At 63.1% G+C, this 22199-nt stretch carries 24 protein-coding genes and 1 pseudogene; 23 read left to right on the top strand and 2 right to left on the bottom strand.

What is annotated here, in order from left to right:
* The first annotated feature begins 25 nt into the window (after window positions 1–25).
* From BLQ85_RS20095 to BLQ85_RS20085, 3 genes are all read left to right on the top strand, one after another.
* Window positions 26–529 carry an Lrp/AsnC family transcriptional regulator gene (locus BLQ85_RS20095; RefSeq protein WP_074579680.1) on the top strand — a complete coding sequence of 168 codons (504 nt, stop codon included), beginning with the start codon at window positions 26–28 and terminating at the stop codon, window positions 527–529.
* Between the two features lie 120 nt (window positions 530–649).
* Complete coding sequence (locus tag BLQ85_RS20090; protein WP_074579677.1) at window positions 650–1033, top strand: helix-turn-helix domain-containing protein; 384 nt, start codon at window positions 650–652, stop codon at window positions 1031–1033.
* Complete coding sequence (locus BLQ85_RS20085) at window positions 1030–2193, top strand: M20 aminoacylase family protein (RefSeq protein WP_074579675.1); 1164 nt, start codon at window positions 1030–1032, stop codon at window positions 2191–2193. Before BLQ85_RS20090 ends, BLQ85_RS20085 begins: the two co-directional genes overlap by 4 nt.
* A 54-nt stretch (window positions 2194–2247) precedes the next feature.
* On the opposite strand, the gene BLQ85_RS20080 is transcribed toward BLQ85_RS20085, so the two are convergent.
* Window positions 2248–3129, bottom strand: a complete 882-nt coding sequence (locus BLQ85_RS20080; RefSeq protein WP_074579673.1) for a LysR family transcriptional regulator — start codon at window positions 3127–3129, stop codon at window positions 2248–2250.
* A 106-nt stretch (window positions 3130–3235) separates the two neighbouring features.
* On the opposite strand from BLQ85_RS20080, the gene BLQ85_RS20075 reads away from it, so the two are divergent.
* From BLQ85_RS20075 to BLQ85_RS20060, 5 genes and pseudogenes are all read left to right on the top strand, one after another.
* The gene (locus tag BLQ85_RS20075; protein ID WP_074579671.1) at window positions 3236–4168 is read left to right on the top strand and encodes an NADP-dependent oxidoreductase; all 933 of its coding nucleotides are present in this window, start codon (window positions 3236–3238) and stop codon (window positions 4166–4168) included.
* A 123-nt stretch (window positions 4169–4291) separates the two neighbouring features.
* Complete coding sequence (locus BLQ85_RS20070; protein WP_074579669.1) at window positions 4292–5356, top strand: alkene reductase; 1065 nt, start codon at window positions 4292–4294, stop codon at window positions 5354–5356.
* Between the two features lie 5 nt (window positions 5357–5361).
* Window positions 5362–5559 (top strand): annotated as a pseudogene (locus BLQ85_RS24400) (aspartate aminotransferase family protein); the annotation flags it as partial.
* 27 nt (window positions 5560–5586) lie between these two features.
* Window positions 5587–6753, top strand: coding sequence for a hypothetical protein (locus tag BLQ85_RS20065; protein ID WP_139201070.1), 1167 nt, complete (start codon window positions 5587–5589; stop codon window positions 6751–6753).
* A gap of 222 nt (window positions 6754–6975) precedes the next feature.
* Window positions 6976–7509, top strand: a complete 534-nt coding sequence (locus tag BLQ85_RS20060; RefSeq protein WP_074579665.1) for an arsinothricin resistance N-acetyltransferase ArsN1 family B — start codon at window positions 6976–6978, stop codon at window positions 7507–7509.
* A gap of 103 nt (window positions 7510–7612) precedes the next feature.
* On the opposite strand, the gene BLQ85_RS20055 is transcribed toward BLQ85_RS20060, so the two are convergent.
* Window positions 7613–8518 carry a LysR family transcriptional regulator gene (locus BLQ85_RS20055; RefSeq protein WP_074579663.1) on the bottom strand — a complete coding sequence of 302 codons (906 nt, stop codon included), beginning with the start codon at window positions 8516–8518 and terminating at the stop codon, window positions 7613–7615.
* Between the two features lie 194 nt (window positions 8519–8712).
* Between BLQ85_RS20055 and BLQ85_RS20050 the strand changes: the two genes are divergently transcribed.
* From BLQ85_RS20050 to BLQ85_RS19980, 15 genes are all read left to right on the top strand, one after another.
* Window positions 8713–9696, top strand: coding sequence for a 2Fe-2S iron-sulfur cluster-binding protein (locus tag BLQ85_RS20050; RefSeq protein ID WP_074579661.1), 984 nt, complete (start codon window positions 8713–8715; stop codon window positions 9694–9696).
* A gap of 37 nt (window positions 9697–9733) precedes the next feature.
* The gene (gtdA, locus tag BLQ85_RS20045) at window positions 9734–10783 is read left to right on the top strand and encodes a gentisate 1,2-dioxygenase (protein WP_074579659.1); all 1050 of its coding nucleotides are present in this window, start codon (window positions 9734–9736) and stop codon (window positions 10781–10783) included.
* 32 nt (window positions 10784–10815) lie between these two features.
* Window positions 10816–11511: a fumarylacetoacetate hydrolase family protein gene (locus BLQ85_RS20040; RefSeq protein ID WP_074579656.1), complete on the top strand. Its 696-nt coding sequence runs from the start codon at window positions 10816–10818 to the stop codon at window positions 11509–11511.
* A 39-nt stretch (window positions 11512–11550) separates the two neighbouring features.
* The gene (locus BLQ85_RS20035) at window positions 11551–12840 is read left to right on the top strand and encodes an aromatic ring-hydroxylating dioxygenase subunit alpha (protein WP_074579655.1); all 1290 of its coding nucleotides are present in this window, start codon (window positions 11551–11553) and stop codon (window positions 12838–12840) included.
* Window positions 12837–13325: an aromatic-ring-hydroxylating dioxygenase subunit beta gene (locus BLQ85_RS20030; protein WP_074579653.1), complete on the top strand. Its 489-nt coding sequence runs from the start codon at window positions 12837–12839 to the stop codon at window positions 13323–13325. Before BLQ85_RS20035 ends, BLQ85_RS20030 begins: the two co-directional genes overlap by 4 nt.
* Window positions 13326–13328: 3 nt before the next feature.
* Entirely contained in the window at window positions 13329–13649 is a 321-nt protein-coding gene (locus BLQ85_RS20025; protein ID WP_074579651.1) for a non-heme iron oxygenase ferredoxin subunit, read from the top strand.
* Between the two features lie 65 nt (window positions 13650–13714).
* On the top strand, window positions 13715–14899 hold the full coding sequence (locus BLQ85_RS20020) for an ABC transporter substrate-binding protein (RefSeq protein ID WP_074579649.1): 1185 nt from the start codon (window positions 13715–13717) through the stop codon (window positions 14897–14899).
* A gap of 1 nt (window position 14900) precedes the next feature.
* The gene (locus BLQ85_RS20015) at window positions 14901–15818 is read left to right on the top strand and encodes a branched-chain amino acid ABC transporter permease (protein ID WP_074579647.1); all 918 of its coding nucleotides are present in this window, start codon (window positions 14901–14903) and stop codon (window positions 15816–15818) included.
* 5 nt (window positions 15819–15823) lie between these two features.
* On the top strand, window positions 15824–16837 hold the full coding sequence (locus tag BLQ85_RS20010; protein ID WP_074579754.1) for a branched-chain amino acid ABC transporter permease: 1014 nt from the start codon (window positions 15824–15826) through the stop codon (window positions 16835–16837).
* Window positions 16837–17589 (top strand): ABC transporter ATP-binding protein, encoded by a 753-nt coding sequence (locus BLQ85_RS20005; protein WP_074579645.1) that lies wholly within the window; start codon window positions 16837–16839, stop codon window positions 17587–17589. The genes BLQ85_RS20010 and BLQ85_RS20005 overlap by 1 nt, the downstream gene beginning before the upstream one ends.
* 19 nt (window positions 17590–17608) lie before the next feature.
* Window positions 17609–18322: an ABC transporter ATP-binding protein gene (locus BLQ85_RS20000; protein WP_074579643.1), complete on the top strand. Its 714-nt coding sequence runs from the start codon at window positions 17609–17611 to the stop codon at window positions 18320–18322.
* A gap of 141 nt (window positions 18323–18463) precedes the next feature.
* Window positions 18464–19615, top strand: coding sequence for an ABC transporter substrate-binding protein (locus BLQ85_RS19995; RefSeq protein WP_074579641.1), 1152 nt, complete (start codon window positions 18464–18466; stop codon window positions 19613–19615).
* Window positions 19616–19892: 277 nt separating this feature from the next.
* Window positions 19893–20312, top strand: a complete 420-nt coding sequence (locus tag BLQ85_RS24395) for a hypothetical protein (protein ID WP_139201069.1) — start codon at window positions 19893–19895, stop codon at window positions 20310–20312.
* A 128-nt stretch (window positions 20313–20440) separates the two neighbouring features.
* Window positions 20441–20746: a hypothetical protein gene (locus tag BLQ85_RS19985; RefSeq protein ID WP_074579636.1), complete on the top strand. Its 306-nt coding sequence runs from the start codon at window positions 20441–20443 to the stop codon at window positions 20744–20746.
* Between the two features lie 10 nt (window positions 20747–20756).
* Window positions 20757–22178, top strand: coding sequence for a TolC family protein (locus tag BLQ85_RS19980; protein ID WP_074579634.1), 1422 nt, complete (start codon window positions 20757–20759; stop codon window positions 22176–22178).
* Window positions 22179–22199 lie beyond the last annotated feature (21 nt).

The raw sequence follows: 22199 nt of genomic DNA, 5'->3' as shown, positions 1-22199 counted from the left end.
TGGAACTTGCTTAAATGGGGTAACGATGAACACCTCCACCGGCAACCCCAAACTCGACCGCCTTGACCTGCGCATCCTGTGCCACCTGCAAAAGAACGGGCGCGCCTCGAACGTCGAAATCGCCGACGCCGTCGGCCTCTCGCCCAGCCCTTGCCTGGTGCGCGTGAAGCGGCTGGAGCAGGCCGGTTATATCGCCGGCTACGGCGCACAGATCCGGCTCGAGAAACTGGGCGACACGCTGCTGGTGTTCACCGAAGTCACGCTGCAGGACCACAAGCGCGAGGACTTCGTCAAGTTCGAGATGAGCATACGCCCCATCGACGAGATCGTGGAATGCCACCTGGTCAGCGGCGGCTACGACTACCTGCTGAAGTTCGTCACGCGCGGCGTGAACCACTACCAGGAGATCGTCGAGGGCCTGCTGGAGGCCAATATCGGCATCGAAAAGTACTTCAGCTACATCGTCATCAAGACACCCTTCGTCAAGAACTACTACCCCATCGAGCAGCTGATGCAGCCCCACGCCTGAGCGGGCTGAGCGGCTGCGGGGCCGCAGCTTTTGCTGCAGCCCGACCTGATTCGACATTTGCTGCTGCGCCGGCGCCCGTTTCCGGTGCCATCTCCGGCGGGCCCGGCCTACGCTTGCAGCATGAACCCTCCTCCCCGCATCCCGGCGCCTGCCCGCTCGGCCGCAGCGATCCAGCGTGTGCAGCGGCACATCCATGAGAACCTCAACCAGGCGCTGGCGCTGTCGGAGCTGGCCGGTCTCGCCGGGCTCAGCATCTGGCGCTTTGCCACCGTGTTCCGCCAGCAAGTCGGTGTGTCCCCGCATCGCTACATCTGCCGGCTGCGCCTGGCGCGCGCGCAAGCCCTGATGCGGCAGGGCATGCCGGTCGCCAGCGCGGCCAGCGAGGCGGGCTTCTACGACCAAAGCCATCTCTCGCGGCATTTCAAGACCGAGTTCGGCATGACGCCCGGGCAGTACCTCACGGCCGCCAGCCAGCCGCGGGCGGCACGCCAGGCCTTCCAATGACCGGGGAGATTGCGGACCTGCTGCCCGAGCTGGTCGCGCTGCGGCGTGACCTGCACGCGCATCCGGAACTCGCCTTCAAGGAGCACCGCACAGCCGGCATCGTCGCCTCGGCCCTGCGCGAGCTGGGGCTGGAGGTGCATGAAGGCCTGGGCGGCACCGGTGTCGTCGGCGTGCTGCGCGCCGGCACCGCGGGGCGCAGCGTGGGCCTGCGCGCCGACATGGATGCGCTGCCCATCCTCGAGCAAGGCCAGAAGCCTTATGTCAGCCGCTTCCCCGGCGTCCACCACGGTTGCGGCCACGACGGGCACACCGCCATGCTGCTGGGCGCGGCACGCCAGCTGGCGCGCACGCGCCGTTTCAACGGAACCGTCAACTTCATCTTCCAGCCGGCCGAGGAAGGCCGGGGGGGCGCACGCGTGATGGTCCAGGAAGGGCTCTTCAAGCGCTTCCCCTGCGACGCGGTCTATGCCCTGCACAACTGGCCGGAGCTGCCCGCCGGCACGGCCCAGACGCGGCCGGGCGCCATCATGGCCGCGGCCGACCGCTTCGACATCGTGGTCCGGGGCCGCGGCGGCCATGCGGCCCAGCCGCACCGCACGCCCGATGCGGTGCTCGCCGCGAGCGAGCTGGTCTCGCAGCTGCACACCATCACGTCGCGCCGCATTCCGCCCACCGAGAACGCGGTGCTCTCGGTCACACGCATCAGCGGCGGCCAGTCGCACAACGTGCTGCCCTCGGCGGTCGAACTCACAGGCACGGTGCGCAGTTTTGATGCGGACGTGCAGGACACCATAGAAGCGGCCATCCGGCAGATCGCGCAAGGCGTGGCCCAGGCGACAGGCACCGCAATCGAGGTGGAGTATGTGCGCTACTACCCCGCCACCGTGAACACGCCGCAAGAAGCGGCGCTGGCCCTGCGCGCCGCCGAAGCCGCGGGGCTGAAGGCCTCGATGGCGCCGTCGGCGGCCTTCACCTCCGAGGACTTTGCCTTCATGCTCCAGGCCCGGCCCGGCGCCTACCTCTGGCTGGGCCAGGGCGCGGGCTCGCGGCGCGAAGACAGCCCGTCATTGCACCACCCCAGCTATGACTTCAACGACGAGGTGCTGCCGCTGGGCATCAGCTGGTTTGTCCAGGTGGCGAGCCTCGCGCTGGCAAGCTGACCCGGAACCAATTCCGGGATGAATCCCTCGGGCTGGAGGCCGTGGGAGGCAAAGTCAGGTTTGAACGGCAAACGAGCCACTGGGGTACTGGGCGCACATGAATTCCACGAAGGCCCGAACTTTGGGACTCTGCAAACGACGGGAAGTGTGCAGAACCCAAAGTTCCACTTCGTCGCCGGCAATGCCCCATGACACGAGTGCGCCCTTTTCAAGCAGGTCTCCAATGATGGATTGCGGCATCATGGCCGCCCCTGCGCCGCCGGCGATGGCGTCGCGCACCATCAGAAGCGAAGACAGGCGCAGAACAGGGTGCGGCTCGATGGTGAACTGACCGTTGTTGACGGACCAGACATCGCCGTCGCGATAGCTGGGCGTCACGACTGCCGGAACGCGAAAAGGCGTGTCTTTACGCCCCGTCGGCATCTGAACGGAGGGCGCGGCGGCAAGCACCATCCGGTCTTTCGCAAAACACCTGCCGACCAGGGCGCTGTCCCTGGAGGGGTTGATGCGGATGGCCACGTCAAAATGCTCGTCGACGAGATTGACGAGCCTATCCTCCGCCACGGCTTCGATCTGCACGTCCGGATAGCTCGCCAGGAACCGCGCGGCAATCCGCCCGAGCGCCACTTGCGAAAATAGCAGCGGTGCCGCGACACGCAGGCGGCCTCGCGGCGTTGCGAGGCTGTCTCGCGTCGCGGTGACCGCCTCGGCGACCTCGTGCATCGGTCCCTCCGTTCTGCTCAGCAACAGCTGGCCGGCTTCCGTCAGCTCCAGGCGCCGGGTGCCTCGCTCGATCAGCCGGATACCCAATGCTTCCTCAAGATCGGCGACACGCCGTGACAAGGTGGCCTTGGACCGGCCGCTGGCGCGGCTGGCCTTTCCAAAACCGCCGTGGGTGGCGACCAGTTGAAAGTCCCCAAGGGCATTCAAATCCATAGCGTCTCAATATTGATACAAGTAATCTCAATTTTATAGTCTTTGAATCTAATGTGAAACACCCTATTGTTGAGTCCTACGCAACAAAACCTCAAAGGTGTTTCTCATGAATGACATTCGTGCATTGGTACTGACGGAATACGGCGGCCCCGACTCTCTCAAGGTTTCGCCGGTCGCGCCGCCAGTAGCGGGGGCGGGCCAGGTGCTGGTCCGCGTCCACGCCGCCGGCGTCAACGGGCTCGACTGGAAGCTGCGCGAGGGCTATGTCCGCGACGCTTTCCCGCTGCAATTGCCAACCATCCTGGGCATAGAGCTCGCTGGCGTCGTTGAAGCGGTGGGCGCGGGCGTTACCCGGTTGCGCACAGGCGATCGGGTCATGGGCCCGCTCGGAGGCCTGGGCGCCTACGCCGACCTGGTCGCGGTGAACGAGGCCAATTTGAGCCCGGTGCCCGACGCGCTGGACTTCGTGCAAGCCGCCGCCTTGCCCCTGGCTTCGGTGGCCGCATGGAAAAGCCTGCACCTCGCCGGCGAAATCCGCTCCGGGCAGCGCATCCTGATCCAGGGCGCGGCCGGCGGCCTGGGCGGATTCGCGGTGCAGTACGCGCACCAGGCAGGCGCCGTGGTGTACGCCACCGCCCGGGACAGCCACAGCGGCTATGTCCGCGGTCTTGGCGCGGACCATGTCATCGCCTACGACAAGGAACAGTTTGAAAACCTCGTGAGCGATATCGACCTCGTGCTCGACTACACCGGCGGCGACGTGCTGAGCCGCTCATGGGCCGTGCTTGCCGAAAACGGCACCATCGTCAGTACCGCATCACCCGACATTGCGGCAAACACGCCGGTGGGCCGCCGCGGCCTCTGGTTCCAGAACACGCCGGATACCGCGCGCTTGCAAGCCATCGCCGATGACGTGGTGCACGGCCGCTTGCAGTCCGAGGTCAGCGCTGTCGTGCGCCTGGACGAGCTGGCCGCGGCGATTGAACGCAACCGGACGCATCCACAACGCGGCAAGACCGTGGTGAGGTTTTCCGACTGAACCGGCGCTTCAAAAGGCCTCCAGCGCCGATGCCGAAACGCACCCCACGAATCGCACCCCAACGTCCCGCTCCGAGAGCGGGCACCCCCTTTTTTTTAACCCATGTATCCCAGGAGATATGAAATGAATGATGTCTGGTCCCCCATCAAGGTCGGCAAGCTGCAACTGCCGCATCGGCTTGCCATGGCGCCGATGACCCGCAGCCGGGCGAAGCCCGACGGAACGCCCAGCGATCTGGCGCCGGAGTATTACGCCCAGCGCGCGACCATGGGCCTGCTGATCACCGAGGGCACGCAGCCCTCCGACGACGGGCAGGGCTATCTCGCCACGCCCGGCATCTACACCGACGCGCATGTCGCCGGCTGGCACAAGGTCGCGGATGCCGTCCATACCGCCGGCGGGCGCCTGTTCGTGCAGCTGATGCACGTGGGGCGTATCTCGCATCCCGAGAACACGCCGCATCATCGGCAAGCTGTCGCGCCATCGGCCATCGCGCCCGGCGTCGACATGTTCACGATCAAGGGCATGCAGGCCATTCCCGAACCGCGCGAGCTGACAACCGCCGAAGTCAGACAAACCGTGGCCGACTTCGCACATGCCGCCGCGCGGGCCGTCGAAGCGGGCGCGGACGGCGTGGAAATACATGGCGCGAACGGCTATCTGGTACACCAGTTCCTGGCTCCCAATGCGAATCAGCGCTCCGATGAGTACGGCGGCTCCATGGAAAACCGCGCGCGCTTTGCCATCGAAGTGGCACGCGCGATCGCCGATGCCATCGGCCCCGAGAAAACCGCCATCCGCGTATCGCCGGGATTCCCCGCGGGCGGTATCGCCGAGGGGCGGGACAATGATGATCTTTACCGCTACCTCGCGGCGGAGTTCGACAAAATGGGCATCGCTTACCTGCACGTCCTCCATGCGGGCAACGACGCCCTCCTGGCGGACATCCGCAAGGGCTTCGGCGGGGTGCTGATCGTGAACCGCCCAGGCCGCAAGCGCGAGCAGGTCGGCTCGGACGTGGCCGCAAGCCTTGCCGACATGGAATCCCTGGGTGCGATGGCACTTGCCAATCCGGACCTGGTCGCGCGGCTGAAAACCGGTGCGCCGCTCAACGAAGTACGGCCGCAGCTGTTCTATGCCGGTGGCGCGGAAGGCTATATCGACTATCCCGCTATCGGTCCCGAATAAAGCAGGACCTGGCCAAGCAGGTCACCAATGGCGTCCAGCCGCTGGGCGCCGTGGCGGCGAAGCAGGAGATCTACGACACCTTCATGGCTGCCGGCGGGCCCGACTACATGCTCGAATTCCCGCACGGCTACACCTACTCGGCGCACCCGGTGGCCTGCGCCGCGGATCTCATTATTCCTAAGCATCGTGCTCTAATGCCTCACATCTAACAGCGGTGCCGGGAGGTGGCAATGGGCTATCGATTTTCTTGGATCAGCGTGGCAGCAAAGGCCGGCGCAGACGTTCTTTCCGAGCTTGGTTTGACAGACAGCGCACAGAGCGTGCAGGCAGGTACTGTGCCCATGTCGGGCGCACGCTTGGCGAACGGCTCGTATGTCATCGTGTTCAACGAGTTCTTTCATCCGATGATCGATCCGCTCTTGATGAAAGTCCTCTCTCTGAATTGCATCGTCGTCGGATGCACCGAAGATGACAATACCAACGCCTCGATGGCGTTTCTTTGCCGCGACGGAGCGCGGGTCTGGACGGTCTCCCATGTTTTGGCAGAGGGGGCCGATCACCTCAGTATCGAAGGCGTTCCGCCGAAAGCTGTAGCGTCTTTGCGGCATGCCGCGCTTAAGGCGCGTTCAGAGCACGGCCACGATGCCGTCTTCAGCGTTCCTGCCGCCCTCGCTGAAGAGGTGTGCGGGTTTCGGCACGGTGAACGAAACGGGCTTCTCTTTACGAGGCTCGACAGGAAGTTCGCGGATATCGATGCGACGCTGAACGAAATCGTTCGCATGGCGGCGGATATGCTGGAAGCCGGAGGGTATGTTCAAGACGCCGGTCGCCCGTACCTTTTCGTCAAGACCACTGCGGCAGACCGGATCAAGGCGTACCTTCGCCACTCAACGACGCCGGAGATAGGTGCCATGCACTTCGACGCGCGCGTCGAAGTTTGCAACAACTATGTGCACGGATTCATGCACCAGGCGTCGGACCTGCACGCAACGGAGACGGCGGTACTCCAGTTGTCCGACGCTTTGAATGCGCTTGGCACACTGGCAACACCAGCCAAAGTGGCCGCATGCCTATCGCAACTCCAGAGCGAGTTCCCGGCATGGCTCGGCCGGCTCCACGACATCGTGGCGCTGGAGGCGCTGGTCAACGACAGCCGGCCTCGTTACAACGCGATGGGAGAGGTAACGCAGTGCCGATACGACGGAGACACCGGCTACTCCAGGCTGATTCTGGCGTACCTTGCCTCTAACCCGCGCTTTGAGGACATGGTGGTGCAAACCGATCTGGTCTTGTCGCGTGGTAACCGTGACCCTGAAAGCGATCTGAACAAGATCTGTAGTCACTTGCGGGCTCACGTGAAGCCATTGGCACGAGCCAATGCAGCAGGGCTTCGTTAGGTCGAGCATCTGCGACCTGGTAGCCGTTTCGCAGCGAAAGCGGCCAGTCGACTCGTTGCGCCGAACGTCGGTGGGTTTTTGCCGTTTTCCTCGGTCACTGGAAAATGGGTGCCTTGTGAATCTCCGCAGCCCTTGGGGCCTGTGCATTTGGAACGCTGCTGCTCCTGCCAAAATACCGGACGAGAAAACTTCGGCAACTCCTTTTCCCACGCGCGTTTAACCATGGATATCCGTACCGCCACGACAGATGACGCCCCCGCCATTGCCGCGATCTACGCCCCTATCGTGCGCGAGACAGCCATTTCATTCGAACTGGAGCCGCCAACGGTTGATGAAATGGGGACGCGCATAGCGACCACGCTGCAGCGCTTTCCCTGGCTGGTGAGTCTTGATGCTTCAGGCCGGGTCAGCGGCTATGTCTATGCCGGCAAGCATCGCGAACGGGCCGCCTATCAGTGGTCCGTGGACGTGACAGCCTATGTGCGCAGTGACGCCCGCGGCCAAGGCATTGGTAAACAGCTTTACAAATCGCTGCTGGAGGAGCTGAAGACATTGGGTTACGCACAAGCCTTTGCCGGTATTGCCCTTCCGAACGCCGCGAGTGTGGCGCTCCACGAATCGATGGGGTTTGAGCCGCTCGGGATCTACCGAAAGGTCGGCTACAAGTTGAACGCCTGGCACGACGTGGGCTGGTGGCAGCGCTCCATTCAGGCACTTGCGCAACCTGGCCCGCTGAAGGCGTATCAGGGCCGGTAAATCCCGGCCTGTCGCGGCTGGTTTTCCTTCTGAACTCGCCGGAAACCGCATCCTCGGCGGCCACGCGCTTTCACTGCCGGCCAGGCAAGCCGGGGCCAGCGGATCAGCGGTCCGAATGCGTCTCGAAGACAAGCGATCTGAGCCACTGATTTGCCGGGTCCTTGTGGTACTTGGCGTGCCAGAAAAGATTGATGGCGATTTGCGGCAACTTGACGGGATGGTTGACGTATCGGAGATTGAATGGCGTCGCCATTTTTTCCGCCAGGCGCTCGGGAACCGTGGCCGCCATGTCGGTGGATTGAAGAATATGGCCAATCGCGACGAAATGGGGAACCGTGAGGCGTATACGTCTTTTTTGTGAACCGCTGTCCAGGATTTCGTCGACCTTCCCGTGTCCGGTTCCCGCGGACGCAATCACGACGTGATCGCTGGCAAAAAAATCCGCTGGGGAAATCTTTCGCTTGTCCAGTGCATGGTTTTTGCGAAACACACAAACGTATTGCTGAGAGAACAGGCGTTGCTGGAAAAATCCGGCCTTCAATTGGGGTAACAGCCCGATCGCCAGGTCGACGTGCCCTGCCTCCATGGCGTCTTTCAGGTTGACGGTGGTATTGCGCACCGTGCTGATGGAAACCCCGGGCGCCACTTTCTGGATCTTTTCCATCAAGAGAGGCAGAAAGTAGATTTCGCCGATGTCGGTCATCCCGACGGTGAAACTCCGCTTGCTGCTGGCGGGGTCGAATGAATTCTTGACGTTGATCGCGCCGTGGATCATGCCCAGCGCATAACCTATCGATTCGGCCAATTGGTCCGCAAAGGGCGTGGGCTGCATGCCGCTGGATGTGCGGAGAAACAGTTCATCCCCAAACAGCTTGCGCAGCCGCGCCAGGGCGTTGCTGACGGCGGGCTGTCCCAGGCCGAGGTTCTCCGCCACCTTGGAGACTTTTCTTTCGGTCAGCAGCTGGTTAAAGATCACCAGCAGGTTCAGGTCGATTTCCTTGAGTTCCATCTGCGGCCCCTCGTGGTACGGAATATTGATTTAAATGATATAGAACATTAACGCCATTGTATTGACTGATTTTGGTGGGTCTTTGATCATGACCCCATTGCCGCCGATGACCGCCTTATTGCAGCCCCACCGCTGATATCCGGCAGAAAGCGTGCGGCAAGGCGACTTGCCACGAGACACACCAGATCAACACGATGGAAATTTTTGTCCGCCCTCTCCAGCGTACGCTGAGCGTTAGCGCAGGGGTGAACTTGCTGGACGCCCTGCGCGCCAACGACGTGCCGGTGTCCTACAGCTGCCTGGCCGGGCGTTGCGGCACCTGCCGCTGCAAGCTCGTCGAAGGGCAAGCGCTCGCCTCGGGCGGGGAAGCCCAGCGGCCGGTGGCAGCTGGCGACCAGTACGTATTGGCCTGCCAGACCTTTCTGACGGAATCCTGCATTGTCGAGATCCCCGAGCCCGACGAGGTCGTTGTCCATACGGCAAAAATCGTCAAGGCCACCGTCGTGGCGGTGGAAGACCAGACCCACGACATCAAACGCCTGCGGCTGAAACCGGCCAAGCCCATCGAGTTTTCACCGGGGCAGTACGCCCAGCTCCAGTTCACGCCCGAGCACAGCCGGCCTTATTCCATGGCGGGCCTGTGCGCCGACGGCGAGCTGGAGTTCCACGTGCGCCTGGTCGCCGAGGGCCGCGTCACAGGCTACATCGCCAATACGCTGAAGGTCGGCGACGCGGTGCGCGTCAGCGGTCCGCTGGGTTCAGCCTACCTGCGCCGCAAGCATGAGGGGCCGATGCTCTGCGTGGCCGGCGGCACAGGCCTGGCGCCGATTCTGTCCATCATCCGCGGCGTCATTGCCGAAGGCATGCGCAACAGCATCCACCTGTATTTCGGGGTGCGCTCCGAACGCGACGTCTATGGCCGCGAGTGGCTGGCCGAGCTCCGGCGCCAGCATCCGCAACTGAAGGTGCACCTCGTGCTTGCGTCCGGCCAGGCGCCCGGCTGCCGCACCGGCCTGGTCACCGAAGCCATTGCCCAGGACTGGCCGAGCCTTGACGGCTTCCGCGCCTATCTCTGCGGCGCGCCCCCCATGGTGGAGGCCACCAGCCTGCTGGTGCGCCAGATGGGCGTGCTGCCCGAACAAATCTATGCCGACGCGTTTTATGCCAGCGGCACTTGAGCGACCAGACCGAACAGACCGATCAACAGGAACCCCCATGAACAGCAGAAATACCGGCCTTGATTCCCAGCTGAGCCGCAAAGCCTATTACGACCGCATCGGCGTCGACAACATGACACCCTTATGGGAAGTGCTGGGCGCGCTGGTGCCGCACTCGCCGAAGTCGCCGGCGGTCGCGCATCTGTGGAAATACGCCGACGTGCGCCAACGGGTCATGGAAGCGGGCACGCTGATCAGCGCGGCTGAGGCGGAACGCCGCGTGTTGATTCTGGAAAACCCCGGGCTGCGCGGCCAATCCTGCATCACACAGTCGCTGTATGCCGGCCTGCAGCTCATCATGCCGGGGGAAGTGGCACCGGCGCACCGCCACACCCAGTCCGCGCTGCGGCTGGTGCTGGACGGTGAAGGCGCCTACACGGCGGTCGATGGCGAACGCACGACGATGCGCCGCGGTGACTTCATCATCACACCGGCCTGGACCTGGCACGACCACGGCAACCCGGGTGACCAGCCGGTGGTGTGGCTCGACGGACTGGACATTCCCATCGTGCGCTTCCTCGATGCGGGATTCGCCGAGAAAAGCGACAGCAACTACCAGGCCGTCGTTCGGCCGGAAGGCGATGCGCTGGCGCGCTACGGCGCCAACATGGTGCCGGTCGATTTTTACCAGCAGCCTGCCGAGCCGACCAAAGTGTTTGTCTATCCCTGGGAGCGCACGCTGGCATCGCTGAAATCCATCGCCGCAGGCAGCGAGCCTGACGCGCACTTCGGCCACAAGCAGCGTTACGTCAACCCGGCCACCGGCCGCTCACCCATGCCGACGATAGCGGCGTTCTCCCAGCTGCTTCCAGCAGGCTTTGAGACACGGCCCTACCGCTGCACCGATGGCACGGTGTACGTATGCCTCAGCGGCAAGGCCGAGGCGAGCATTGAAGGCAAGACCGTCCGCCTCGATGAAAACGACGTGATGGTGGTGCCGTCCTGGCATAGCCACCAATTCCGCGCCGGTCCCGATACCGTGCTCTTCAGCTACTCAGACCGCCCGGTGCAGCAGGCACTCGGTCTGTGGCGCGAACACCGCGCCTGAAAAATTTCAACTTTTCAACGAAACACCGTCACATGAACTACGCCATCGAACCCGCTGCCATTCCCACGCTCGCCGTCACAGGCATCCGCGAACGCTTTCCCGTCAACCGGATCTTTTGCGTGGGCCGCAACTACGCCGCGCACGCGCGCGAGATGGGCAAGGACCCTGATCGCGATCCGCCGTTCTTTTTCATGAAACCGGCCAACGCGGCCGTCGATGCATCGACGCCGGTCAGCATTCCTTATCCGCCGAAGACGAACAACTTCCACCACGAAATCGAACTCGTCGTCGCCATCGGCAAGGGCGGCCGCGACATCGCCTTGGCTGATGCGCTGGACCATGTCTACGGCTACGGCGTGGGGCTGGACATGACACGCCGCGACCTGCAGCTCGAAGCGCGCGATAAGGGCCGCCCGTGGGAATTCGGCAAGTCTTTCTCGCTGTCGGCCCCCGTCGGCGCGCTGTCACGCGTGGCCGACGGCGGCCATGTCGCGCAAGGCGCCATCAGCGTCACCGTCAACGGCGACGCCCGCCAATCCTCAGACATCGCCAAGCTGATCTGGTCGGTCCCGGAATGCATCGCCTACCTTTCCGAGTATGAAACGCTGGAGCCCGGCGACATCATCATGACCGGGACGCCCGAAGGCGTGAACGCCGTGCTGGCGGGCGACGTCATGCAAGGCGATATCGCGGGCCTGGCAGGCATCACGGTCACGGTGGCTGCCTGAAGCACAGGCGCTGATTAACCGAAGCAAAAGGAGACAGCGATGAGCGCATCGACCGCCCCAACAACGACCGGATCCACCGGCACCTTTCCCGTCAAGATCCAATGGGAATCCGAAGGCACAAGCCGGATTCCCTTCATGGCGTACACCGACCCGGACCAGCACAAGAAAGAGCTTGAACGCTTTTTTTACAACAAACACTGGAACTACGTCGGCCTTGACGCCGAGATCCCCAACGCCGGCGACTTCAAGCGCACGGTGATCGGGGAACGTTCGGTGATCATGGTGCGCGACACCGACGGCGGCGTCAGTGTTGTCGAAAACGTTTGCGCCCACCGCGGCATGCAGTTCTGCCGCGAACGCCATGGCAACAAAAAGGAGTTTGTCTGCCCATATCACCAGTGGAGCTACACCTTGAAGGGCGACCTGCAAGGCGTGCCGTTTCGGCGCGGTGTGAAGCAGGACGGCAAGGTCAACGGAGGTATGCCGGCAGACTTCAAGACCACCGACCACGGCCTCAACAAGCTGAAGGTCGCCACGCGCGGCGGCGTGGTATTTGCCAGCTTCGACCACGGCATCGAATCCCTTGAAGACTTCCTCGGACCGGTGATCCTCGGCTATTTCGACCGTCTCTTTGACGGCCGGAAGCTGAAGATCCTGGGCTACAACCGCCAGCGCATCCCGGGCAATTGGAAGCTGATGCAGGAGAACATCAAGGACCCCTACCACCCCGGGCTGCTGCACACCTGGTTTGTCACCTTCGGCCTCTGGCGCGCCGACAACAAGTCCGAACTCAAAATGGATGCGCGCCACCGCCATGCCGCGATGATCTCCACGCGCGGCCGGTCGGGCAAGGCGGACCAGGTCACCCAGGTGTCCAGCTTCAAGGAGAGCATGGAACTCAACGATCCGCGCTTTCTTGACATCGTGCCCGAGCCCTGGTGGGGCGGCCCGACCGCGGTGATGATGACGCTGTTTCCCAGCGTCATCCTGCAGCAGCAGGTCAACAGCGTGTCGACGCGCCACATCCAGCCCGACGGCCATGGTTCCTTCGATTTCGTCTGGACGCACTTTGGCTTTGAAGACGACACGCAAGAGATGACGCAGCGCCGGCTGCGCCAGGCCAACCTGTTCGGCCCGGCCGGCTTTGTGTCTGCCGACGACGGCGAGGTGATTGAGTTCTCGCAGCAGGGTTTTGAGCAGAAGCCTTGCCACCGCACCCTGGCCGAACTCGGCGGGCGCACGGTCGAGGACACCGACCACATGGTCACCGAGACATTGATACGCGGCATGTACCAGTACTGGCGCGAAGTGATGGAGGCCGATGTATGAGCGCCGCCCTCAAGCTCAATTTCGAAGATTACCTGCAGGTCGCGCAGCTGTATGCCGATTACGCCCAGGCGGTCGATTCGGGCGACTGGGATTTATGGCCCGAGTTCTTCACCGAGGACTGCCTCTACAAGCTGGTCCCGCGGGAAAACCATGAACGTGGTTTTCCGCTGGCAACCCTGCTGTTTGAAAGCAAGGGCATGCTCAAAGACCGTGTCTATGGCATCCGCGAGACCTTGTTCCACGACCCCTACTACCAGCGCCACGTTGTCGGCGCGCCGCTGATTCGCGCGGTCGGCCGCAACCGCTTTGAGTCGGAGGCCAACTACGCGGTCTTTCGCACCAAGTTGTCGCAAGAGTCGACGGTCTTTAACGTCGGCCGCTACATCGACGTGATCGTGCGCACGCCTGAAGGCCTGAAGTTCGCTTCGCGGCTGTGCGTATACGACAGCGAAATGATCCCCAATTCCATCATTTACCCCATCTAAATCATGAGCAACTCCAACTGGCTGGACGCCACCGAAGAAGCCGGCGTTCCCGAAGACGACGTGATCGGCCTGCAGGTCGGCGGCCGCGACATCGCCCTCTACAAGGTCGAGGGCAGCATTTTTGCCACCGACAACATCTGCACCCACGGCCATGCCCGCCTGTGCGACGGCTTTCTTGACGGCTATGAAATTGAATGCCCGCTGCACCAGGGCAAGTTCGACGTGCGCAACGGCCGCGGCACCTGCGCGCCGATCACGCAGGACGTCCGCAGCTACCCCGTGCGCATCGAGGGCGGCCGTGTCTTTGTGCAAATGTCCGACTGAACCCGCAGCCTTTCACCTCTTTCGTCATTTCACCCGATCACCCGATAAACAGGAGACAACACACCATGAACACAGCATTCAAGACGCCTTTTCGCCGCAACGCGCTGACCGCCGCGGCCGGGCTCGTATTGGCCGGCGCCAGCCAGTTCACCGCCGCCGCCACCATCGGCTTGATGGCACCCTTGTCCGGCCCGCAGGCCATCGTCGGCCAGGACCAGGTCGACGGCTTCATGCTGGCGGTCGAGCAACTGGGCGGCAAGCTCGGCGGCCAGGCCGCCACGGTGCTGAAGGAAGACGACCAGCTCAAGCCTGAGATCGGCAGCCAGATCGTGCGCAAATTCATCGACAAGGACAAGGTCGATGCCATCGTGGGCCTGAGTTTTTCCAATGTGCTGATGGCCAGCTTGCCGCGCATCGTTGAGTCAGGCACCGTGGCCATCGCCACGAATGCCGGCCCATCGCCGCTGGCCGGCGCGGGTTGCAAGGCCAATGTGTTTTCCGCCGCGTGGCAGAACGACGGCGCGGCCGAAGCCATGGGCAAGCTGGCCCAGGACAAGGGCCTGAAAAAGGTCTACCTGATGGCACCCAACTACCAGGCCGGCAAAGACATGCTGGCAGGCTTCAAGCGCTACTTCAAGGGCCAGGTCGTGGACGAGGTTTACACGCAGGTGAACCAGCCTGACTATTCCGCCGAACTGGCGCAGCTGCAGGCTGCCGCACCCGATGCGGTGTTTGTGTTCTACCCGGGCGGCATGGGCGTCAACTTCATCAAGCAGATGAGCCAGGCCGGCCTGATGGCCAAAGTGCCGCTGTATTCCGTCTTCACCGTCGATGGCACCACCCTGCCGGGCCTGCGCGATGCGGCCCTTGGCAGCATCAGCGGCGCGATGTGGGACGCGGCGCTTGACACGCCGGAGAACAAAAAGTTCGTTGCCGACTTCGAACGCAAATACAAACGCACGCCCAGCGCGTACGCGGCGACGGCCTACGACGCGGCCAACATCCTGAATATCGCCCTGGGCAAGGCCAAGGCCGGCGATGCCAAGGCACTCGCCGCGGCAGTCAAGGCGGCCGGCAGCGAGTTCAAGTCGGTGCGCGGCACATTCGCGTTCAACAACAACAACCTGCCGGTGCAGAACTACTATGCGTTCGAAGCCGTCAAGAGCGGCGGCAATGTCGTCGGAAAACTCATCGCCACCCCCTTGCCCAAGCAGGCCGATGCCTACCATGCGCAGTGCGCGCTGAAGTGACATGAACGGCACGATTGTTTTCGCGCAGCTGCTCAACGGCCTGCAGTACGGCGTCCTGCTGTTTCTGCTGGCGGCGGGCCTGACGCTGGTCTTCGGCATCATGAGCTTCGTCAACCTGGCGCACGGCTCGCTGTACATGATGGGTGCCTACTTCGCGGCCACGGCCTTCCAGCACACCGGCTCCTTCGGGCTGGCCTTGCTGGCGGCCATGCTGGGCTCGCTGCTGCTGGGCCTGGCGCTGGAGTTCGTCGCGGTCGCGCGCCTTTACCGGCGCGACCATCTTGACCATGTGCTGGCCACCTTCGGCCTGGTCTTGTTCTTCAATGAACTGGTGCGCATCATCTGGGGCCCGCAGCCGGTATTTTTGCAAGTGCCGGAGTTCCTGAGCGGCGCCATCCCTGTCGCCGGCTTCAGCTACCCGGCCTACCGCTTCGCCATCATCGTCGTCGGGCTGGTGGTGGCGCTGGGTTCCTGGCTGCTGATCAACAAGACCCGCGTGGGCATGCTGATCCGGGCCGGCGCGGTGAACCCCGCGATGGTCGCCGCGCTCGGCGTCAATATCCGCCTGCTTAACGCCATGCTGTTTGCGGTCGGCGCCATGCTCGCGGGCCTTGCCGGCGCGATGGCCGGGCCCATCCTGTCGGTGCAGTCCGGCATGGGCGAGTCGGTGCTCATCACGACACTGGTCGTCATCGTGATTGGCGGCATCGGCTCGGTCACAGGCGCCTTCTATGCCGCGCTGATTGTCGGCATCGTCGACACCCTGGGCCGCGCATTTTTACCTTTCATGCTACGGCAGGTCACCGAACGCTCGCTCGCCGACGCGGCCGGCCCGGCGCTGGCCTCCATGCTGGTCTACCTGCTGATGGCGGTGGTTCTGGCCTGGCGCCCGCAAGGCCTTTTTCCAGCCAACAGGTGAAAACCATGAGCCCACTTCTTTCACGCCCCAGCGCCTGGGTTCCCTTGCTGGTCCTGCTGTTGCTGGCGACCGTACCCTTCGTCGCGCAGGCCACCAGCCAGCCGTTTTATGTCGCCTTCTTCGCGCGCATCATCATCTACGCCATTGCCGCCTGCGCGCTGAACATGGCGCTGGGTTACGGCGGACTGGTGAGCTTCGGCCATTCGCTGTTTCTCGGGCTCGGAGGGTATGCCGTCGGCCTGGCCTCTTTTCATGGCATCGGCAACGGCTGGATGCACCTCGCGCTGTGCCTGGGCGTGTGCGGCCTGGTCGCGCTGGTCACGGGCGCCATCAGCCTGCGCACCACCGGGATCGCCTTCATCATGATCACGCTGGCCTTCGCCCAGATGGGCTACTTCCTGTTCGTGAGCTTGAAGAACTATGGCGGCGATGACGGAATGTCTATCGCCCAGCCCAGCCGTTTCGGCCCGCTCGACCTGTCGTCCGCGACCAACGTCTACGCCCTGGCCTTCGTGGTCCTGGTCCTGTCGATCTGGTGGCTGGCCAGGCTGCGCGTCGCGCCCTTCGGCATGGTGATCCGCGGAGCCAAACAGAATGCACGCCGCGTCAATGCCGCCGGCATCCCGGTGCTGCGCTACCAGTTGCTGGCCTATGTGATGTCGGGCATGTTGTGCGGTGTGGCCGGCCTGCTGCTGGCCAACCTCAACGCCTTTGCCTCGCCCAGCACGCTGGCCTGGTCGGTCTCGGGCGAGCTGATCGTCATCGTGGTGATCGGCGGCCTGGGCACGGTGTTCGGCCCCCTGCTGGGCGCGCTGGTTTTCCTCGGCCTGGAAGAAATCCTGAAAGGATTGACCGAACACTGGATGGTCATCTTCGGCCCCTTCATCGTCATTGTCACGCTCTTGGGAAACCGCGGCATCATCGGGCTGCTGCAGCACTTTGATTCCCGTGAAAAGCCGGCCCCCAAAGCCGCTCCACCGGTCGCCGCGGCGACGGATGCCGCGCAAGGAGCCCTGTAATGGCCAGCGTACTTCGCACTGAATCACTCACCAAACGCTACGGCGCGCTGCTGGTCACCGACGCGGTGTCGCTCGACATCGGCGAGGGAGAACTGCACGCCATCATCGGCCCCAACGGCGCCGGCAAGACCACGCTGATCAACCAGCTGTCAGGCGAGCTGGCGCCGAACAGCGGCCGCGTCTGGTTCAAGGGTGCGGATGTGTCCGCCTTGCCGATTCATGAACGCGCCAGGCGTGGTCTGTTGCGCTCGTACCAGATCACCTCGATCTTTGAGGACTTCAGCGTGCTGGAGAACGCCACGTTCGCCGCGCTTGGCTCACGCCAGCATGCCTTCAAGTTCTGGATGCCGATGCTGGCGGATAAGGATGCACTCAAGTTCGCCGAAGAAGCGCTGGCAGCCACCGGCCTCGCGCATCGATGCGACGTGGCGGCCGGCGACCTGGGTTACGGTGAGCGCAGGCAACTGGAGCTGGCCATGAGCCTGGCCGCCGGGCCGAAGTTCCTGCTACTGGACGAACCCATGGCCGGCATGAGTGTTCAGGAATCCGCCGCCGTCATCGCGCTGCTGCAGCGGCTCAAACGCCGGTACACCATACTGCTGGTCGAACACGACATGGATGCGGTGTTTGCGCTGGCAGACCGCATCAGCGTGCTGGTCTACGGCAAGGTTTTGTTCACCGGCACGCCTGAGGAAATCCGCCATCACCCGGAAGTGCGGGCGGTCTACCTCGGCGAAGAAGCCGAAGCATGAAGCGGGCAAGGAAAAAACCATGACGCCATTTTTATCCGTCCAAGGCCTGCAGGCTTCCTACGGCCACGCGCAGGCGCTGTTTGACATCTCGTTCGACGTCGGCCCGGGTGAGGTGGTCACCCTGCTGGGGCGCAACGGCATGGGCCGCTCCAGCACCGTCAAATGTTTGTTCGGCATGCTGCCCGTGGTCTCCGGCAGCGTGTCGCTGGCTGGCGCTCGTGTAGACCATTTACCTTCGCACCGCATCGCGCGCCAGGGCCTGGCCCTGGTGCCCGAAGGCCGGCAAGTGTTTCCCAATCTGACGGTCGAGGAAAACCTGGTGGCGACTGCTCGCGACGACAAAACAAGCCATGGAAAGCCCTGGGATCTGCGCCGTGTCTATGCCTTTTTCCCACGGCTGAAAGAGCGCCGCGCTAATCTGGGATCACAGTTGTCGGGGGGCGAGCAGCAGATGCTGGCCATCGGCCGCGCGCTGATGACCAACCCGCGGCTGCTGGTGCTCGACGAAGCCACAGAGGGCCTGGCCCCCGTGATTCGAAACGAAATCTGGCGTGCCCTTGCTGACCTGAAGAAGGAGGGTTTGTCGCAGATCGTCATCGATAAAAACGTGAAAGCGCTCATGGGCCTGGCCGACCGGCACTTTGTGATTGAAAAAGGCCGTGTGGTCTGGCAAGGCAGCTCGGATGAATTGCGCGGGCAACCAGAAATCGTTCACCAATACCTGGGGGTCTGAATCACCTTCACAGCAAGTTCGGCGACCGAACTTATTGCTTGAGGCTTGCGTTCGGCCAGCGTAGTACGACATCTCGGGGTTTAACCCATTTGAACTACTTTTCTTTGATGGTGTACTGGCTAAAGTAATAAAGGAGACAACATGGCTCTCAATTGCACCCATCTCAAGGCCACCATGGCCGCGCTGGTGATCCTGGCCCTGCCGATGTCCAGCCACGCCATCGAGCTTGTCTTCGGGCAGGTCGCTTCGCAGACCAATCCGACATCGGCGGCGAACGCCAAAGGCATGGCAGCGGGTATCCAGGCCTATTTCGACAAAGTCAATGCGGGCAGCACCCTGCAGGGCAACAAGCTCAAACTGGTCACGCTCGACGACGGCCTGCAAGCCCCTAAGATGCTTGAGCTGACCCAGCAACTCATCGGCGATCCGGCGGTGGTGGGGCTGTTGGGCTTTCTCAACAGCGCTGGCCTTGCCGAAATCGCCAAGCAGGACTTGCCGGGCAAGAACGGCATCGCGTTGATCGCGCCGCTGCAGGGCGATAAAAATGTGGTTTCCGCCAGCAATGTGTTTCCCCTGCGCAGCGGCTATGCGGATGAAGTGGGCAGCCTGCTCAAGGAAGCCAAGACCTGGGGCAAGGACTCGCTGGCCATCGTCAATATGAGCGTCGCCTTCGGCCCACCCCTGGCGCAGCTGACGACCCAGCTCAGCGGGCCGCAGGGCGTCAAAATCGTGACGCAGCAGGTGCTTGACGCCGCACCCGACAAGCTGGATGCGAGTGTTCGCGCGGCTGCCGCCGCCATCACGGAAACCCGCCCCAAGGGCATTATTTTGCTGGCTGCGGGAAAGCCTGCATTTGAATTCGTCAAGGCTGTCCGCGACGTCCCCGGGGGGGCGGTGCAGATCTACGGCCTGTCGGTGCTGCTGCACGACGGCCTGGTCAATGCCGTCGGCAAGGACAAGGCACGCGGCATCGTGTTGAGCCAGGCGGTGCCTTTCCCCTTTGTTCCTTCCAAGCCCGTCATCACCGAATATCAAGCTGACATGAAGAAGTACGCGCCGGGCGAGGCCCTGTCTTTCTCAAGCCTCGAAGGCTATATGGGCGCCAAGATCGCTGTGGAAGCCGTCCGGCGTGCGGGCAAGACGCCGACCCGCGCCGGCGTGCTGCAAGCCTTGTCCAACCTGGGCGAATACAACCTGGGAGGTGTCTTTGTCAACTACACAGCCAACCAGCGGACCGGCTGGGGTGGTGTAGATCTTTCCATCGTGAATTCCAGCGGCAACCTTCAGAAATAAGCGTCCACCAAACCCCGCAGCGCACTGGTTCTCGGCTGCATTGCAGCGGGCAGCCTGGTCGTCCGTGTCATGTTGTGCTGCGCTTCAAATTCTTACAAGAGCTTCGGCCAAGGCGCTTGACCTTGCCATAGGGGCAAGGTTTAAAGTGCTTCAATGGTGTCGCTGTGCAATAGCTTGCAGCCGCGGGTATTCCTTCACTTTCACGAAATATCCCCACGGCATGCTCGCTATCGAGCGCTGACGCGGAACCAAAAAGAGTCTATAGAATCAAGAACTTATGTCGCGTTTTTGCACCTTTCTGCTGTGGCTCATGATGCTGGCTTTGCCCATGCAGGGCTTTGCCTCGGCATCCATGCAATATTGCGGCAAGCGCGCTGACCATATGGCGCTGCAGGCACCATCCGATCCGGAAGGCGGCCATCACCATGCCGATGCTTCCGGTCATGGCCATGAGCACGCGATGCATGCAGAAGCAATGCAAGCCGACAGTCCCGAGCAGACCTCGGACATGCAAAACCAACTGCCCGACGCTGCCCACAAATGCGGCGTATGTGCTTCTTGCTGCAACCTTGTCGGCATGACCGCCGCCCCTCAGACAGTAGCAATTCATTCCGCTCCCAACGCTGCATACGTCGAGCCTTCGGCCCTGATCCACAGCGTTCCCTCGGCCCTGCCCGAGAAACCACCTCGCGCCTGACGCACCCGGCTGGCTGCGGGCCTTCCTGGTCCGTAGCGCGGGTGCTTTTCATCGTTCGCCATCAAAGCTGATCTCCCTTGAGGGGGATGCCTTTGCTGTCGCCGTTCCATGAAACCGCGAGGAATCCCATGTTTAAACCCCTGCTGGCCTACGGGCTGGTTCTGATATCTGCTTTGCCTGGCCTGTCGACCGCGCAAAGCCCTGCACCGGCCGTCACCCCGGCGCCCACCACGGCAAGCCCGCCTCCGGCCTTTCGCTCGGCCATGGACGGCTACAAGCCCTACACCGAGGAAGCCACGGCCAATTGGAAAGAAGCCAACGACACCACCGCCCGAATTGGCGGCTGGCGTGTGTACGCCAAAGAAGCCAGGCAAGCGCAGGCGCCTGAAGCAGCGCCGCCGGGCGATGCGCGCAACGCGCCAGCCAAACCCTGACAGAGGCACCATGAACACCCTTTTTAAACTCGGCGCGCTCGCCACAGCGACCCTTGTGCTGGCCGGTTGCGCCTCTGTCAACTTTGACCAGACCCTTGAGGACACCAACGGCAGCACCAACAGCTTCAGCCAAGGCAAGCTTGAACTCAGCCGTACCGATCAGCAGCGCCAGGCGCGCAGCAAACTCACGGACGAATTGCTGGCCAAGCCGCTGAGCATGGACGACGCCGTCCAGCTGGCGCTGGCCAACAGCCCTGCGGTGCAGGCCCTGTTGGCCCAAAGCTGGTCCGATATGGCCACGGCAAGCCAAAACGGCCGTATCGCCAATCCGCTGTTTACCTTTGAGCGCACCCGCATGGGCCCGGAGCTGGAGCTTGGCCGTCTGCTGTCGTTTGGCTTGCTGGACTTGTTGACTTTGCCTCAGCGCGTGTCGATCGCGCGCGGGCAGGTCGCCCAGGCCAAGGTGCAGCTCGGTGCCAGCGTGGTCGAGCAGGTGACGCAGGTGCGCCAAGCCTGGGTGCGGGCCGTTGCCGCGCAGCAAAGCCTGCAGTACGCGGAACAGGTCAACACAGCCGCTCAAGCGGGTGCCGAACTCGCCAGGCGCATGCAGCAGGTGGGGAACTTCAACAAGCTACAGCGGGCTCGCCAGCAGAGCTTTTACGCCGACTCGGCAGCGCAGCTGGCATCCGCCCGGCACGCCACGACGGCTGCGCGGGAGGAGTTGATCCGGCAATTGGGCCTGACGGATGCCCAGGCCGACCGGTTGAAGCTGCCCGAACGCTTGCCCGACCTGCCCAAAGAGCCTCGCCAGCCTGCTTCGGTGAGCACCAACGCGACGGAGCAGCGCATTGACGTCCAGATGGCGCGCCATCAGCTCGACGTGGCCGGGCGTTCGCAAGGCCTGAACCTGCTCACCAGCCTGGTGGATGTGGAACTCGGAATCCGCCGCGACACCGTCTTCGACGATGCGGAGGGAACCAAGACGTCCCGCAGGGGTTACGAGCTGGGCATCCGCCTGCCGATCTTCGACTGGGGATCGGCCCGGCGCGACACGATGAACGCGCAGTCCCTGGCGGCCGCCAACCGGTACGAAAGCACGGTGCGCGGCGCCTCGTCCCAGCTGCGCGAAAGCTATTCGGCCTACCGCACGGCCTATGACGTCGCCAGGCACTACCGCGACGAGATCGTGCCCCTGCGCAAATCGATGGCCGAAGAGAACGTGCTTCGCTACAACGGAATGTTGATCGGCGTCTTCGAGCTTCTGGCCGATACCCGTGAGCAGATCTCCAGCGTCACGGCCGCCATCAACGCCTACCAGCAGTTTTGGCTGGCCGACGCTGCGCTGGCTGCATCGATGATCGGCAAACCGACTGCAATGGGCGCGATGTCCGTGTCGGGCGCTGCCGGTGCTGGCGCCGAAGGTGGCCACTAAACCTGGCCCCAACAATTTACG

Origin of the sequence: Polaromonas sp. JS666 (assembly GCF_900103405.1) — a bacterium.
In the GTDB taxonomy this organism is placed as follows: domain Bacteria; phylum Pseudomonadota; class Gammaproteobacteria; order Burkholderiales; family Burkholderiaceae_C; genus Polaromonas.
The sequence above is the reverse complement of the archived record's forward strand: the minus strand, read 5'-3'. Positions and strand labels throughout refer to the sequence as shown.

Coding starts and splice junctions, on each gene's coding strand:
- BLQ85_RS20095 (WP_074579680.1), top strand. CDS start 26: ATGAACACCTCCACCGGCAACCCCAAACTCGACCGCCTTGACCTGCGC.
- BLQ85_RS20090 (WP_074579677.1), top strand. CDS start 650: ATGAACCCTCCTCCCCGCATCCCGGCGCCTGCCCGCTCGGCCGCAGCG.
- BLQ85_RS20085 (WP_074579675.1), top strand. CDS start 1,030: ATGACCGGGGAGATTGCGGACCTGCTGCCCGAGCTGGTCGCGCTGCGG.
- BLQ85_RS20080 (WP_074579673.1), bottom strand. CDS start 3,129: ATGGATTTGAATGCCCTTGGGGACTTTCAACTGGTCGCCACCCACGGC.
- BLQ85_RS20075 (WP_074579671.1), top strand. CDS start 3,236: ATGAATGACATTCGTGCATTGGTACTGACGGAATACGGCGGCCCCGAC.
- BLQ85_RS20070 (WP_074579669.1), top strand. CDS start 4,292: ATGAATGATGTCTGGTCCCCCATCAAGGTCGGCAAGCTGCAACTGCCG.
- BLQ85_RS20065 (WP_139201070.1), top strand. CDS start 5,587: ATGGGCTATCGATTTTCTTGGATCAGCGTGGCAGCAAAGGCCGGCGCA.
- BLQ85_RS20060 (WP_074579665.1), top strand. CDS start 6,976: ATGGATATCCGTACCGCCACGACAGATGACGCCCCCGCCATTGCCGCG.
- BLQ85_RS20055 (WP_074579663.1), bottom strand. CDS start 8,518: ATGGAACTCAAGGAAATCGACCTGAACCTGCTGGTGATCTTTAACCAG.
- BLQ85_RS20050 (WP_074579661.1), top strand. CDS start 8,713: ATGGAAATTTTTGTCCGCCCTCTCCAGCGTACGCTGAGCGTTAGCGCA.
- gtdA (WP_074579659.1), top strand. CDS start 9,734: ATGAACAGCAGAAATACCGGCCTTGATTCCCAGCTGAGCCGCAAAGCC.
- BLQ85_RS20040 (WP_074579656.1), top strand. CDS start 10,816: ATGAACTACGCCATCGAACCCGCTGCCATTCCCACGCTCGCCGTCACA.
- BLQ85_RS20035 (WP_074579655.1), top strand. CDS start 11,551: ATGAGCGCATCGACCGCCCCAACAACGACCGGATCCACCGGCACCTTT.
- BLQ85_RS20030 (WP_074579653.1), top strand. CDS start 12,837: ATGAGCGCCGCCCTCAAGCTCAATTTCGAAGATTACCTGCAGGTCGCG.
- BLQ85_RS20025 (WP_074579651.1), top strand. CDS start 13,329: ATGAGCAACTCCAACTGGCTGGACGCCACCGAAGAAGCCGGCGTTCCC.
- BLQ85_RS20020 (WP_074579649.1), top strand. CDS start 13,715: ATGAACACAGCATTCAAGACGCCTTTTCGCCGCAACGCGCTGACCGCC.
- BLQ85_RS20015 (WP_074579647.1), top strand. CDS start 14,901: ATGAACGGCACGATTGTTTTCGCGCAGCTGCTCAACGGCCTGCAGTAC.
- BLQ85_RS20010 (WP_074579754.1), top strand. CDS start 15,824: ATGAGCCCACTTCTTTCACGCCCCAGCGCCTGGGTTCCCTTGCTGGTC.
- BLQ85_RS20005 (WP_074579645.1), top strand. CDS start 16,837: ATGGCCAGCGTACTTCGCACTGAATCACTCACCAAACGCTACGGCGCG.
- BLQ85_RS20000 (WP_074579643.1), top strand. CDS start 17,609: ATGACGCCATTTTTATCCGTCCAAGGCCTGCAGGCTTCCTACGGCCAC.
- BLQ85_RS19995 (WP_074579641.1), top strand. CDS start 18,464: ATGGCTCTCAATTGCACCCATCTCAAGGCCACCATGGCCGCGCTGGTG.
- BLQ85_RS24395 (WP_139201069.1), top strand. CDS start 19,893: ATGTCGCGTTTTTGCACCTTTCTGCTGTGGCTCATGATGCTGGCTTTG.
- BLQ85_RS19985 (WP_074579636.1), top strand. CDS start 20,441: ATGTTTAAACCCCTGCTGGCCTACGGGCTGGTTCTGATATCTGCTTTG.
- BLQ85_RS19980 (WP_074579634.1), top strand. CDS start 20,757: ATGAACACCCTTTTTAAACTCGGCGCGCTCGCCACAGCGACCCTTGTG.